11 protein-coding genes are annotated in these 14,073 nt (G+C 69.3%); 2 read left to right on the top strand and 9 right to left on the bottom strand.

Translation table 11 applies throughout. The features are described 5' to 3' along the window. Window positions 1-5: 5 nt before the first annotated feature. A complete protein-coding gene (locus tag ACH4ZX_RS19305) occupies window positions 6-965 on the top strand; it encodes an NAD(P)-dependent oxidoreductase (RefSeq protein ID WP_398273782.1) in 960 nt (319 codons plus the stop codon). A 36-nt stretch (window positions 966-1,001) separates the two neighbouring features. Further along, on the top strand, window positions 1,002-1,376 hold the full coding sequence (locus ACH4ZX_RS19300; protein ID WP_398273780.1) for an NTP pyrophosphohydrolase: 375 nt from the start codon (window positions 1,002-1,004) through the stop codon (window positions 1,374-1,376). A 423-nt stretch (window positions 1,377-1,799) separates the two neighbouring features. Here the strand turns inward: ACH4ZX_RS19300 and ACH4ZX_RS19295 are convergent, their stop codons facing one another. From ACH4ZX_RS19295 to ngcE, 9 genes are all read right to left on the bottom strand, one after another. Then, window positions 1,800-3,311, bottom strand: a complete 1,512-nt coding sequence (locus ACH4ZX_RS19295) for an amino acid permease (RefSeq protein ID WP_398273777.1) — start codon at window positions 3,309-3,311, stop codon at window positions 1,800-1,802. Between the two features lie 154 nt (window positions 3,312-3,465). Then, a complete protein-coding gene (gene dxs, locus ACH4ZX_RS19290) occupies window positions 3,466-5,394 on the bottom strand; it encodes a 1-deoxy-D-xylulose-5-phosphate synthase (RefSeq protein WP_398273774.1) in 1,929 nt (642 codons plus the stop codon). A 200-nt stretch (window positions 5,395-5,594) separates the two neighbouring features. Further along, the gene (locus ACH4ZX_RS19285) at window positions 5,595-6,890 is read right to left on the bottom strand and encodes a sugar ABC transporter permease (RefSeq protein ID WP_398273771.1); all 1,296 of its coding nucleotides are present in this window, start codon (window positions 6,888-6,890) and stop codon (window positions 5,595-5,597) included. Further along, window positions 6,887-7,687 carry an ATP-binding cassette domain-containing protein gene (locus ACH4ZX_RS19280; protein WP_360757507.1) on the bottom strand — a complete coding sequence of 267 codons (801 nt, stop codon included), beginning with the start codon at window positions 7,685-7,687 and terminating at the stop codon, window positions 6,887-6,889. The genes ACH4ZX_RS19285 and ACH4ZX_RS19280 overlap by 4 nt, the downstream gene beginning before the upstream one ends. A 181-nt stretch (window positions 7,688-7,868) precedes the next feature. Continuing rightward, window positions 7,869-8,969 (bottom strand): substrate-binding domain-containing protein, encoded by a 1,101-nt coding sequence (locus tag ACH4ZX_RS19275; protein ID WP_398274015.1) that lies wholly within the window; start codon window positions 8,967-8,969, stop codon window positions 7,869-7,871. Window positions 8,970-9,102: 133 nt separating this feature from the next. After that, window positions 9,103-10,302 (bottom strand): ROK family transcriptional regulator, encoded by a 1,200-nt coding sequence (locus ACH4ZX_RS19270; RefSeq protein WP_398273768.1) that lies wholly within the window; start codon window positions 10,300-10,302, stop codon window positions 9,103-9,105. A 183-nt stretch (window positions 10,303-10,485) separates the two neighbouring features. After that, window positions 10,486-11,421, bottom strand: coding sequence for a carbohydrate ABC transporter permease (locus ACH4ZX_RS19265; protein WP_398273765.1), 936 nt, complete (start codon window positions 11,419-11,421; stop codon window positions 10,486-10,488). A 15-nt stretch (window positions 11,422-11,436) separates the two neighbouring features. Further along, window positions 11,437-12,372 (bottom strand): carbohydrate ABC transporter permease, encoded by a 936-nt coding sequence (locus ACH4ZX_RS19260; protein WP_398273762.1) that lies wholly within the window; start codon window positions 12,370-12,372, stop codon window positions 11,437-11,439. 67 nt (window positions 12,373-12,439) lie between these two features. Next, on the bottom strand, window positions 12,440-13,900 hold the full coding sequence (gene ngcE, locus ACH4ZX_RS19255; RefSeq protein WP_398273759.1) for an N-acetylglucosamine/diacetylchitobiose ABC transporter substrate-binding protein: 1,461 nt from the start codon (window positions 13,898-13,900) through the stop codon (window positions 12,440-12,442). Window positions 13,901-14,073: the final 173 nt, after the last annotated feature.

The following is a 14,073-nucleotide window of genomic DNA, read 5'->3' as shown; positions in this document are numbered from 1 at the left end:
TTGAGGTGGGGGCCGGGCGTTCGAACGGGCAGGCTGGACCCCGGCACCAACACAGGCCGCACGCCACCCCGGAAAGGGAAACCCACGAAATGACCGACAAGCTGACCGTGAGCGTCCTCGGCACGGGCATCATGGGGGCCGCGATGGCCCGCAACCTCGCCCGCGCCGGCCACACCGTCCGCGTCTGGAACCGCACCCACGCCAAGGCCGAGCCGCTCGCCGCCGACGGCGCGCAGGTCGCCGACAGCCCCGCCGAGGCGGTGCGGGGCGCCGACGTGGTGCTGACGATCCTGCACGACGGTCCGGCCGCCCTGGACGTCATGCGCGCCGCCGCCGAGGCGCTGCGGCCCGGCACCGCCTGGGTCCAGTCGACCACCGCCGGGATCGAGGCGACCGGCGAACTGGCCGCGTTCGCCCGCGAGCACGGCCTGGTCTTCTACGACGCCCCGGTGCTCGGCACCCGCCAGCCCGCGGAGGCCGGCCAGTTGACCGTGCTGGCCGCCGGGCCCGCCGAGGGGCGGGCGGCGGTGCAGCCGGTGTTCGACGCGGTGGGCGCCCGCACGGTGTGGACCGGCGAGGACGGCGCGGACGGCAGCGCCTCCCGGCTGAAGCTGGTCGCCAACAGCTGGGTGCTCGCGGCCACCACGGCGGCCGGCGAGGTGCTCGCGCTGGCGCAGGCCCTCGACGTCGACCCGCAGCAGTTCTTCGCCCTGATCGCCGACGGCCCGCTCGACATGGGCTACCTGCACGCCAAGACCGGCCTGCTGCTGAACGAGCAACTCTCCCCCGCCCAGTTCGCGGTGGTCACCGCGGCCAAGGACGCGCGGCTGATCGTAGAGGCGGGGCGGCAGAACGGCGTACGGCTGGACGTCGCCGCCGCGAGCGCCGAACGCCTGGAGCGCGCCGCGGCGCAGGGCCACGGCGACGAGGACATGGTGGCGGCGTACTTCGCCAGCTTCGACTGAGCCGGCGCCCCGGGCCGTCCGTGTCACCCTTGCCGCATGGACGCGGAACTCCCCCTGCTCGTGATCGTCGACGGCGCGAACGTGGTCGGGTCGGTGCCCGACGGCTGGTGGCGGGACCGACGGGGAGCCGCGGAACGCCTGCGGGACCGGCTGGCGTCGGACGGCCTGCCGGGCCGCTCCGGCCCGCTGGAACTGGTCCTCGTGGTCGAGGGCGCGGCACGGGGCGTGGAGGCCGTACCGGGCGTACGGGTGGAGTCCGCACCCGGCAGCGGCGACGACCACATCGTCGCCCTGACCGCCCGCGCCGGCCACCGCCCGGTCCTGGTCGTCACAGCAGACCGCGAACTGCGCCGCAGAGTAACCGAACTGGGCGCCGAAGTGACCGGCCCCCGCTCGGTCCGCCCGGCCTAGCGCAGGCCGCACACGGCGATGGAGCGCGCCCGACGCCCGCGGATGGCGGGAGGCGCGGCCGCCGATGGCGGTGAAGCGCGGCCGGGCCGTCGCGCGACCCGCGCCCGCCGACGGCGGGAAGGGGACGGGACGGGGGTGTTCGCCCGCAGCGGTTGGCGCGTCGACGCCAGCACCTCTCCAGCCCACCGATTCCGCGCCGTTCCGAGGACGGACACCCCCGGCCCGGCCCCGACTCCGCCCGCACCACAGGCGCTACGCGCACCCCCACAAGCCCGCACAGGCGCCGCAGGCACTGCGCACCCCACCGAACCCGCGCCGCCGCAGGCACCCCGCACCCCCCGAAACCCGCGCAGGCCGCCGCAGGCACTGCGCACCCCACCGAACCCGCGCAGGCCGCCGCAGGCACTGCGCGTCCCAGCGCAGTCACCCCCCGCTCCCGGAGGGCTGTCCGCCGGCGTCGGCCGCTTCGCGGCCGAGGCGGCTGTGGGTGCGGCCGTACAGGAAGTACACGAAGAAGCCGATCACCATCCAGATCGCGAACCGCAGCCACGTCTCGGCGGGCAGGTTCAGCATCAGCCACAGCGAGGCGCACACCGACAGGATCGGCAGGAACGGCACCCACGGCGTCCGGAACGAGCGGTGCAGGTCGGGCCGGGTCCTGCGCAGGATGATGACGCTGACCGCGACCACGACGAAGGCGAACAGCGTGCCGATGTTCACCAGCTCGGCGAGTTCGCTGAGGCTGGTGAAGCCCGCGATGACCGCGATGAGGACGCCGAGCAGGATGGTCGGCCGGTGCGGGGTGCGGAAGCGCGGGTGGACGTGGGAGAAGAACCGCGGCAGCAGCCCGTCGCGGCTCATCGCGAAGAACACCCGGGTCTGGCCGAGCAGCAGGATCATGCAGACGGTGGTGAGACCGATCGCGGCGCCGAAGCTGATCACGCCCGCGTACCAGGGGTGCCCGATGGCCTTGAAGGCGTCGGCGAGCGGGGCGTCCACGGACAGCTTGCTGTACTTCTCCATGCCGGTGACGACGATCGACACCGCCACGTACAGGGCGGTGCAGATGAACAGCGAGCCGAGGATGCCGCGGGGCATGTCCCGCTGCGGGTGCCGGGTCTCCTCGGCGGCCGTGGCCACGATGTCGAAGCCGATGAAGGCGAAGAAGACGACGGACGCGGCGGTGAAGATGCCCATCACGCCGAAGTTGGAGGGGGCCCAGCCGAACATCAGCTGGATCAGGGGGGCCTTGAGGTTGCCGCCCGCCTCGCCCGGCTGCGCCTTCGGGATGAACGGGTCGTAGTTGCCGCTGTCGATGAAGAAGGCGCCCGCGATGATGACGATGAGGACGACCGTCACCTTGATCGCGACGACGACCGTGGTGACCCGCGCGGACAGCTTCATGCCGACCACCAGGATGGCCGTGAGCACCAGGACGAGCGCGGCGGCGAGGATGTCGAAGCCGAAGCCGTGGGCGCCGTCCCGGCCGGAGAGGTACTCGGGGATGTGCCAGCCCGCGTTGTCCAGCAGCGAGCGGACGTAGCCGGACCAGCCGACGGCCACCACCGCCGTGCCGAGCGCGAACTCCAGGACCAGGTCCCAGCCGATGGTCCAGGCGGGCAGTTCGCCGAGGGAGGCGTAGGAGAAGGTGTACGCGGATCCGGCCACCGGGACGGTGGAGGCGAACTCCGCGTAGCACAGCGCGGCCAGCCCGCAGACGACGCCGGCCACCACGAACGACAGGGACACCGCGGGTCCCGCGTTGTTCTTGGCGACCGTGCCGGTGAGCACGAAGATGCCCGTGCCGATGATGACGCCGACGCCGAAGACCGTCAGGTCGAGGGCGGACAGGGTTTTCCTGAGCGCGTGCTCCGGTTCCTCGGTGTCCCGGATGGACTGCTCGACCTTCTTCGTCCGGAAGAGGTTGCTGCTCACGGGCGTACCTCCCACGCTCGTCGTCCTCGACATGATCGAGAGGGGGCGTGGTACGTGTGCCCCGGCGCGGCCGGTTTTCACGCGTACGGGCCGATGTCACCACCTTCCCGGTGGTGGCATCGGCCCGTACGGACGTGAGCGGTGGCGGTGGCGGTCAGTCCCGCGCGGGCTCCACGGAGTCGACCCGGTCGCCGGTACGGTCGAACCTGCCGTCCAGCTTGGAGACCAGGCCGGTGACCTGACGGGCGACGTCCGGGGCGGTGAGCCCGATCTCGGCCATCACCTCGGCGCGGGAGGCGTGGTCGAGGAAGCGCGGCGGGATGCCGAAGTCGCGCAGCGGCACGTCCACGCCCGCGTCGCGCAAGGCCTGGGCGATCGCCGAGCCGACACCGCCGACGCGGGAGTTGTCCTCGACGGTGACGACGACGCGGTGGCGCTCCGCGAGCGGGGCCATGGCCTCGTCGACCGGCTTGACCCAGCGCGGGTCGACGACGGTGGTGGAGATGCCCTGCTTGTCGAGGAGCGCGGCGATCTCCAGGCACATCGGCGCGAGGGCGCCCACGGAGACCAGCAGCACGTCCGGGGTCCGGGTGCCGGGTTCGCGCAGCACGTCCATGCCGCCCACGCGGCCCACGGCGGGCACGGCGGGGCCGACGGCGCCCTTGGAGAAACGGACCACGGTGGGCGCGTCGTCGACCTCGACGGCCTCGCGCAGCTGGGCGCGGACCTGGTCGGCGTCGCGCGGGGCGGCGAGCCTGAGACCCGGCACGACCTGAAGGATCGACATGTCCCACATGCCGTTGTGGGAGGCGCCGTCGGTGCCGGTGACGCCGGCCCGGTCCAGGACGAAGGTCACCCCGCACTTGTGCAGGGCGACGTCCATCAGGACCTGGTCGAAGGCGCGGTTGAGGAAGGTGGCGTAGACGGCGAAGACGGGGTGCAGCCCGCCGTGCGCCAGGCCCGCGGCGGACACGGCGCCGTGCTGCTCGGCGATGCCGACGTCGAAGACCCGCTCGGGGAAGGCCTTGGCGAACTTGTCGAGGCCGACCGGCTGGAGCATCGCGGCGGTGATGGCGACGATGTCCTCGCGCTCCTTGCCGAGCGCGACCATCTCCTCGCCGAAGACGGACGTCCAGTCGGCGCCGGAGGTCGCGATGGGCAGGCCGGTGTCGGGGTGGATCTTGCCGACGGCGTGGAAGCGGTCCGCCTCGTCCTGGAGGGCGGGCTGGTAGCCGCGGCCCTTCTCGGTGAGGCAGTGGACGATGACGGGCCCGCCGAAGCGTTTGGCGCGCGCCAGCGCGGACTCCAGGGCCTCGATGTCGTGACCGTCGATCGGGCCGACGTACTTCAGGCCGAGGTCCTCGAACATGCCCTGCGGGGCGATGAAGTCCTTCAGGCCCTTCTTGGCGCCGTGCAGGGTCTCGTACAGCGGCTTGCCGACGACCGGGGTGCGGTCGAGGATCTCCTTGGTACGGGTGAGGAAGCGCTCGTAGCCGTCGGTCGTCCGCAGCGTGGCCAGGTGGTTGGCGAGGCCGCCGATGGTCGGGGCGTAGGAGCGCTCGTTGTCGTTGACGACGATGACCAGTGGGCGGTCCTTGGCCTCGGCGATGTTGTTCAGCGCCTCCCAGGCCATGCCGCCGGTCAGCGCGCCGTCGCCGATCACGGCGACGACGTGGTCGTCGCGGCCGAGGATCTGGTTGGCCTTCGCCAGGCCGTCGGCCCAGCCCAGGACCGTGGAGGCGTGGCTGTTCTCGATGACGTCGTGCTCGGACTCGGCCTGCGAGGGGTAGCCGGACAGGCCGCCCTTCATCTTCAGCCGGGAGAAGTCCTGCCGGCCGGTGAGCAGCTTGTGCACGTAGGACTGGTGGCCCGTGTCCCAGAGCACCTTGTCCTTCGGGGAGTCGAAGACGCGGTGCAGGGCGATGGTCAGCTCGACCACACCGAGGTTGGGGCCGAGGTGGCCGCCGGTCTTGGAGACGGCGTCGACGAGGAAGGTCCGGATCTCCTCTGCCAGCTGGTCCAGCTGCTCCAGGCTGAGCCGGTCCAGATCGCGCGGTCCCCTGATGCGGGTCAGCAGCGGCACCCGTTCCTCCTTGCGGTAGAGCTGATCGAGCTGTTGCCGGGCGTGTCGAGTCTAGTGTTCCGCCGTTGCGGTCTGGCTCCGGGCGGTGCGTCGTAGGTCACGCGTTCGGCTGTACCCATGATCGGACCGTCCTACGACCCGTCCTACGACACGACTGTGCCCGGCACCGCCGTCGGTGCCGGGCACAGGGGTCGGGGGCGTTACGCCCGCCCGGCCGTCTTCTGCGTCTTGCGGGTGACCGAGTCGATCACGACCGTGGTGAGCAGAACCGCCGCGGTGATCATGTACTTCACCGGCTCGGCGATGGACTCGAGCTGGAGTCCGTACTGGATGGAGACGATCACCAGGACACCCAGCAGGGCGTTCCAGGTGCGGCCGCGTCCGCCGAACAGCGAGGTGCCGCCGATGACCGCGGCGGCGATCGCGTTCATCAGCAGGTCGCCGGCGCCGGCGCTCTGGTTGGCCGACGCGATCTTCGAGGCCAGGAACAGGCCGCCGACGGCCGCGAAGCCGCCGGAGATCGCGAAGACCGAGATCCGGATCGCGGTGACGTTGATGCCCGCACGCCGCGAGGCCTCGACGCTGCCGCCGAGCGCGAAGATCTTGCGGCCGTAGGCGGTGCGGCGCAGCACGAAGTCGGTGCCGATCAGGAAGACCAGGAAGATCACCGTGGCCAGCGGCAGGCCCTTGTACTGGTTGTACATCGCGGCCGCGGCGAAGGAGACCACTGCCAGCAGCACCGTGCGCAGGACGGTGTCGCTGAGCGGCCGGGACGGGACGCCCGCGGCCTCCCGGCGACGGTTGCCCAGGAAGGAGGAGATGAAGAACACCGCGACCACGGCGGCGGCCAGCCCGTAGGCGGCGGCCACGTCCGAGAAGAAGTACGTGGTCAGCTTGCCGACCAGGCCGTCGCTGTCGAGGTTGATGGTGCCGTTCTCGCCCAGGATCTTGAGCATGAAGCCGAGCCAGAACAGCAGGCCGGCCAGGGTCACGGCGAAGGCGGGGGCGCCGAGCACCGCGAAGAAGAACCCGTGCAGCGCGCCGATGGCCGCGCCGGCGGCGACGGCGACGAGCACGGCGGCCCACTCGGGCCAGCCCTGGTTGACGGCGAGGACGGCGGCGATGGCGCTGGCCGCGCCGCTGACCGAGCCGACGGACAGGTCGATCTCGCCGAGCAGCAGCACGAAGACGATGCCGACGGAGATCATGCCCGTGCCGACCATCGTGACGGTGATGTCACTGAGGTTCTGCGCGGACAGGAACTGGGAGTTCAGGCTCTGGAAGATGACGCAGATGGCGATCAGGCCGATGACGACCGGGATGGATCCCAGCTCGCCGCTCTTCATCTTGCGCTTGAACTCGCCGATGTAGCCCGTCAGTCCCTGCTCGCGCACGAGCAGCCGCGGGTCGACCGCGGTCACCGCGGCCGCGGCGGCCTCGGGGTTCTCGACGACCGGCGCGTCCTTCGCGGTCGCGGAGGTCTTGTCGGCGCTCACTGGGAAACCTCCCCGTTCGTGCTGGTGGCGCGGGCCGCACGCCGGGTCACGGCGTTGTCGGTGGCGCCGGTGATGGCGGAGATGATCTCCTCCTGGGAGGTGGTCTTCACCTCGAAGACGCCGTTGTTGCGGCCCAGACGCAGCACGGCGACCTTGTCCGCCACGGCCTTGACGTCGGCCATGTTGTGGCTGATGAGGATGACGGCGTGGCCGCGCTCGCGCAGCCGCTCCACCAGGTCGAGGACCTGGGCGGTCTGCTCGACGCCGAGCGCCGCGGTGGGCTCGTCGAGGATGACCAGCTTCGGCTCGCCGAGCATGGAGCGGGCGATGGCGACCGTCTGGCGCTGACCGCCGGACAGCGAGGCGATCGGGATGCGCACGCTCGGGATGCGGATGGACAGCGTCCGCAGCAGTTCCTGGGAGCGGCGCTCCATCTCGACCTCGTCGAGGACACCCCACTTCCGCAGCTCACGGCCGAGGAAGAGGTTGCCGACGACGTCGATGTTGTCGCACAGCGCGAGGTCCTGGTAGACGGTCGCGATGCCCAGGGCCTGGGCGTCGTGCGGCCGGTTGATCTGGACGGCCTTGCCGTCCCATTCGATGACGCCCTCATCGATGGGGTGCACGCCGGCGATCGTCTTGACCAGCGTGGACTTTCCGGCGCCGTTGTCGCCCACCAGGGCGACCACTTCACCGGCGTGGACCTCAAGCTCTACGTCGGTGAGCGCCTGAACGGCACCGAACCGCTTGGAGACCCCGCGCAACGCCAGCACGGGCGTAGCGGACACGTGAACCATCTCCTTCGCCGCCTGACCCGGCGGAAGGTTGTGCAGAAAGGTGGGGGGGGCTTGTTCCGTCCGGCGCCCCGCACGAGCTGCGGGGCTGGTGGACACGGGGCGCCGGAGGAGCCTCGAGCGTCACGTCCCGTACGGGAATTCAAGGACGAATTCCCGTACCTGGGAAGGGACCTGCGACTGCTTACTGAAGGCCGATCTTCTTGCAGGCGGCGGCGTACTTGCCCGTGCAGATCTCGGACACGCTGTAGACGCCGTCCTTGACGACGGTGTCCTTGATGTTGTCCTTGGTCAGCGCGGTGACCGGGACCAGGACCGACGGGACGTCGGTGGCGCTGCCGCTGGAGACCTTGTCCTTGGCGATGGAGTCCAGGGACTCGCCCTTGGCGAGCGCGACGGCCATCTCGGCGGCCGCCTCGGCCTCCGGAGCGTACGGCTTGTAAACGCTCATGTACTGCTCACCGGCGACGATGCGCTGCACACCCGCGAGCTCCGCGTCCTGGCCGGTGACCGGGACGGAGAGGCCGGCCGCCTTCAGGGCGGTGATGATACCGCCGGCCATGCCGTCGTTGGCGGAGTAGACGCCCGCGATGTTCTTGGCGCCGACGGCGGAGATCGCGGCCTCCATCTCGGAGTTGGCGTTGTCCGGCGACCACTCCTTGGTGTCGTACTCCTTGGCGATGGTGACCTTGCCGTCGAGGACGGAGTGCGCGCCCTTCTTGAACTGGGCGGCGTTCGGGTCGGTGACCGAGCCGTTGACCATGACGATCTTGGAGGACTTGGTGGCCTTGCTGCCCAGCGCCTTCAGCAGGGCCTCGCCCTGGGTCCGGCCGACCTCCTCGTTGTCGAACGAGGTGTAGGCGCTGATCGGGCCCTCGGCGAGGCGGTCGTAGGCGACGACCTTGATGCCGGCGTCCTTGGCCTTCTGGACCGAGTTCTTGATGGCCTTGGCGTCCACGGCGTCCAGGATCAGCACGTCCACCTTGTTGGTGATCATCGTGTCGACCTGCTGGGCCTGGAGGCTGGCGTCCTGGCGGGCGTTGTTGTACTGGATCGTCGCCTTGTTGTTCGTCAGCTCCTTGATCTTCTTCTCGATCAGCGGGCGGTCGAACTTCTCGTACCGGGCGGTCTTGTTCTCCGGCAGGAGCAGACCGACCTTGATGTTGTCGCCCTTCGCGGCGGACTTCGACGAGTCCGCCTTGTCGCCGGACTCCTTCGCGCTGCCACAGGCGGCGAGGGATACGGCCATCGCACCGGCGGCAACGGCAACGGCGGCACGACGCATACGCGTGTTCACTTCAGAAACCTCCCTGACGAGGCCGCGACGTTGCGGCCGAGGTGGCTGGAAGTCAACTCGGCCACACGTGCGACGTCAAGAAGTAAATCCTTAACGGGTTGGCAACGGCGTCATCCGTTATCTAAGTGAAGGCGGGCGCAGCGGAGTTGAGCGTGCCGTCCAAAAGGGTCGAATCGCCCATCTCGCCGAGCGCGAGGGCGAGCGCTCCGAGCACCTCCGCACGGCCGCCAAGTGCCCCTGGAAGTACGGACAGTTGACGCGCCGCACTGGGTATCGCGTAACGCCCGACGGACTCCCTTATCGGCCCGAGCAGCAGCTCGCCGGCCTCGGCGAGATCACCGCCCAGGACCACCCGGCTCGGGTTCAACAGGTTGCACAGGTTGGCGACTCCACTGCCGATGTGGCGGCCGACGTCGGCGATCACCCGACGGCAGCCCGGATCCCCTTCCCGAGCCAGCCGCACGACGCCTTCCATCGTCAGGTCGGTGCCGTGACTGGGCTGGAGCAGGGGCAGCACATAGCGTGCGGCCGTGAAGGTCTCCAGGCAGCCCCGGTTACCGCAGCGGCAGACCGGGCCGGACTCGTCAAGAGTAATATGCCCTATTTCTCCGGCTGTGCCCCCTGGGCCGCGGTAGATCTTCCCGTTGATCACGAGTCCCGCGCCGACGCCGCTGGCGACCTTGATGTACGCCAGGTCGCGCACCCCTCGCCCGGCGCCCCAGACCAGCTCGCCGAGGGCGCCGAGGTTGGCGTCGTTGTCCACGTGCACGGGCACGCCGAGCCGCCCCCGCAGCTCCTCGGCGGGTCTGGTGCCGCCCCAGCCGGGCAGGATCGCGGTGGAGCCCAGCGTGCCGGACTCGACGTCGATCGGGCCGGGCACGCCGAGACCCACCCCGGCGATCTTGGACCGGTCGACCCCGGTCGCGGCGATCAGGCGGTCGACCAGCTCCTCCGCCCGGTCGAAGCCCTGGTCCGAGGACGCGTCCACGTCCAGCGGCTCGGATTCCTCGGCCAGCACCTGGTGGGCGAGGTTCCCGACCGCGACCCGCAGATGCGTGTGCCCGAAGTCCACGCCTATGACGATGCCGGCGTCCCCGCTCAGCGAGACGCTGCGGGCCCGGCGGCCACCCGCTGAGGTGGGCGTGACCTCGACCGTTCCGCCGTCCTTGAGTTCGCGGACGATGTTGGAGACCGTCGCCGCGGACAGCCCCGTGGTCCTCGCGATCTCCGCCTGCGTGAGCGACCCGGCCAGCCGGACGGCACGTACGACCCGCTCCAGGTTGGCTCGGTGCAGCGACGACTGCGACCCTGGAGTCTCCACGACGACCTCCTGCGCACGGGGCCGCTTCGATGAGGCCCCGTCTATGTCCAACTAGTGAACTCTAAGCTGAGCCGTTCGGGTCGCCTCCCGTCAAGAGGTTGAACCGTTTCGGGGTGCATCCAGACATAACCGCGCGCCCCGCCCCGGTCCGGGAACGGCGCGCGGTCGGACGGCTGCGCAGCGCTACTTCAGCGTCGCCGACGTCAGGCCCGCCTGCACCTGGCGCTGGAAGGACAGGTACACCACCAGCATGGGAACCATCGCGATGGTCACACCCGCGAAGAGCACGGGCAGGTCGGAGGCGTAGCCCTGCTGCTGTTGCAGCTGGATGAGGCCCTGGGTGAGGACGTAGCGCTCGGGGTCGTCGCCGCTTTGCGGCTGCATCAGGACCGTCGGCAGGATGAACTGGTTCCACTGGCCGAGCGTGTTGAAGATCCCGACGCTGATCAGACCCGGCTTCGCCATCGGCAGCATGACCTGGAAGAAGGTCCGGGTGTGCGAGGCCCCGTCCAGGATCGCCGCCTCGAACACCGCCGTCGGCAGGGTCCGGAAGAAGGCGTGCATGAAGAACACCGTGAACGGCATCGAGTAGGCGATGTAGACCAGGACGAGGCCCTGGTAGGTGTTGAGCATGTCCAGCCGCTTGACCATGAAGAACAGCGGGACGAGGGCCAGGAAGACGGGGAACATGGCGCCGGCGACGAAGAAGTAGTACAGCAGCCGGTTGCCCCAGAACCGGTAGCGGGCCAGCACGTACGCGGCCATCGAGCCGAACAGCATCGTCAGCGGCACGGAGAAGACCAGCACGATGACGGTGTTGAGGAAGTAGTCGCCGATGCCCTTGTCCCAGGCGCGCCGGAACACGTCGAAGGTCCAGTTCTCGGGCCAGCCGAAGGCCGAGCCGCCGATCTGGGCGTCGGTCTTGAAGGAGCTGAGCACCAGCCACAGCAGCGGCAGCACGATCAGCAGGGCCCACAGCGCCAGGAAGCCGTGCGAGAAGACGTTCAGGACGACGCCTTCGCCGCCGCGGTCGGCGGGGGGTACGGGGGCCTCGGCGGCGCTCGGCCGCGGCTCGGCGGTGCCGCCCTGGGGGGCGGTCTCCTTGAGGGGTGCGCTCATCGTCGTATCTCCCGCTCAGAACTCGACGCGGTCGCGGCGGGTGGCGCGCAGCATGACCACGGACAGGACCAGGGTGAGCAGCAGCATGACGACGCCCATGGCACAGGCGTATCCGCTCTTGCCGAAGTACTGGAAGTTGCGCATCATCACCGTCGACATCACGTCGCTGTGATGGTCGGGGCCGCCGCCGTAGGCGCCCATGTTCTGGGTCATGGAGGACACCAGGACGAACATGTCCATCGCGACGATGCCCAGGTAGACCCAGGCGGTCTGCACGGTGTCCCACAGCAGCGGCAGGGTGATGCGGAAGAAGGACTGGCCGCGGCCGGCGCCGTCGATGAGGGCGGCCTCGTAGACGTCCTTCGGGATGGACTGCATGGCGGCCGAGAACAGCACCAGGTAGAAGCCGACGCCGTGCCAGACCACCGCGATGATCAGCGCCCACAGCACCATGTCGGGCTCGTTGAGCCATTCCACCGGGTTGTTCGCGTCGACCAGGCCGGCCTTGATCAGGAAACCGTTGAGCAGGCCGCCGCCGTCACTTCGGTACACCGCGTTGAACAGCACCGCGACGATCGCCAGCGACAGCACCTGCGGGAAGAAGTAGACGACCTTGTAGAACCGGGATCCGGCGACGCCCTGGACTCCGCCGGCCCTGCCGCGGCCGCCCGCGTTCACCATGAACGCGAAGAACAGGGCGAGCAGTATGGTGATCACCGGGATGAAGATCAGGAACAGGATGTTGTGCCAGATGGCCTGCAGGAAGACGTCGTCCTTCAGCAGCGTCCGGTAGTTGTCCAGTCCGACGAACCGGAAGGTCTGCGACTGTCCTTTCCAGTCGGTCAGCGAATAGCCGAACGTCTGGATGTACGGCCAGATCACGAAGATCAGATAAAGCGCCACGGGAACGAAGAGGAATCCCGTGACGAACCTGTACTGCCCTTTGCGCATTGGCGTTTCCTGCCCCTGGTGTCCTGCCCCGGGCCGGATCGCTCCGGCCCGGGACACGGCGTCGCGGTCAGTCCCGGTGGTTCTTCTTGGAGGACGGGTCCTTGGCCTGCTTGTCGACCGCCGCCTGGCAGCGCTTCAGCCATTCCTTCGGCTGGATGCGCTTGGCCATCAGCTCGTTGGACGCGGCCTCGATGGCGGCGCCCATCTCGCTGTACCACTCGGTGTACAGGTAGCGGAAGGTGTTGTCGCCGGCCGCCTTGGACGCCTCGACCGTGGACTGGGTGCCGGGGCGCAGCTCGACGCTCGGGTCGACGCCGTCCTTGAGGATGGTCAGCGAGTTGGCCTCCTTGGCGAACAGCGTCGACCACTCCTTGGAGAGCATGCGCCGCATGAACTCCTTGGCTCCGGCGAGGTTCTTCGCCTTCGCCGGGATGATGAAGGGCTCGCCGGAGCCGGCCCGGATCGCCTCGAACGGCAGCTCGCTGTCCGGCAGCAGCGGCATCGGCAGGAACTTCATGTCGAAGTCGGCCGGCGTCTGCTTCAGCTGCTCGTTCTCCAGCCACGAGCCGCAGGTGATGAAGGCGGCCTTGTACTGGTTCCAGCGGGTCTGCGACTCGGTGTGGGTCAGGCCGTTGGTGCCGGGCATCAACAGGCCCTTCTCGACGACCTCGTAGATCGCCTCGACGCCCGCCTGCGCCGCGTCGGAGCCCACGAACGCCTTGGGGTCGAGGTTGTCGATCGCCTTCATGGCGTCCAGACCGCCCTTCTTGGCGATCATGTCCATGATGGCGACGTTGATGTAGTACGGGTACTTGCCCTGGTGGGCCAGGCCGCCGATGCCCTGCTTCTTGGCGTCCTGGCAGATGGCGATGAACTCGTCCCAGGTCTTGGGCGCCTCCCAGCCCTTGTCCTTGAAGAGCTTGCCGGAGTACCACAGGCCCCAGACGGTGTAGATGTAGTTGAGGGCGACGATCTTGCCCTCCTGCATGCCCGCGTCCAGGGTGCCGGGGATGATCATGTCCCGGACCTTCTTGCCCGGGTCGTCGACCGAGGGCGCGTCGAGCACCGGGGCGAGGTCCAGCAGCTGGCCGTTCTTGTACAGGACGTCGACCTTGATCTGCTGGGCGCCGGAGTCGTCCACGATGTCCGGCGGGTTGCCCGCGTTGAAGCGGGGCTGGAGCTTGCCGGTGATCTCCTGCGTGCCGGTGTGGGTGGAGGTGACGCCGAGCTTCTGCTGGTAGTTCGCCTCCCAGGCCTTGGCGTAGTCGTCGCCGTAACCGCCCTTGAAGATGACGACGTCGAGCTTGCTGCCCTTCTGCACTCCGAAGGGGTTGGACTTCGAGGTCTTGCCCTGGCTGGAGTCGCCTTCGTCGTCACCCCCGCCGCCGCTCGCGCACGCGGACAGGAGGCTCATCGCGGGTACGGAGATCAGTCCGAGCGCTGCGGACCGCCTGATCAGGTCGCGGCGCCCCACACCCGATGTGCCGGTGCCGCCGGTGCCGTTGTTCTCGGCGGAAGTGGATCCCATGCTCAAGTCCTCGCCTTCTCCAGGACTCAGGCGGTGAACCGGATCCTCCCCGGCACCGCGGTCAGGTCAAGCAGGGTCGTGCAGGAAGTGCGGATCGGTGAATCGCCGACAGGTATAGTCCACTTCCGGTCGGCGGATCAAGATCGAATGCAAGGTTCGTCGATGGTCTTATC

This window comes from Streptomyces sp. NPDC020490 (assembly GCF_044335305.1).
Lineage (GTDB): Bacteria > Actinomycetota > Actinomycetes > Streptomycetales > Streptomycetaceae > Streptomyces.
Note: the sequence above shows the minus strand (reverse complement) of the source record. Positions and strands in the feature narration are given on the sequence as shown.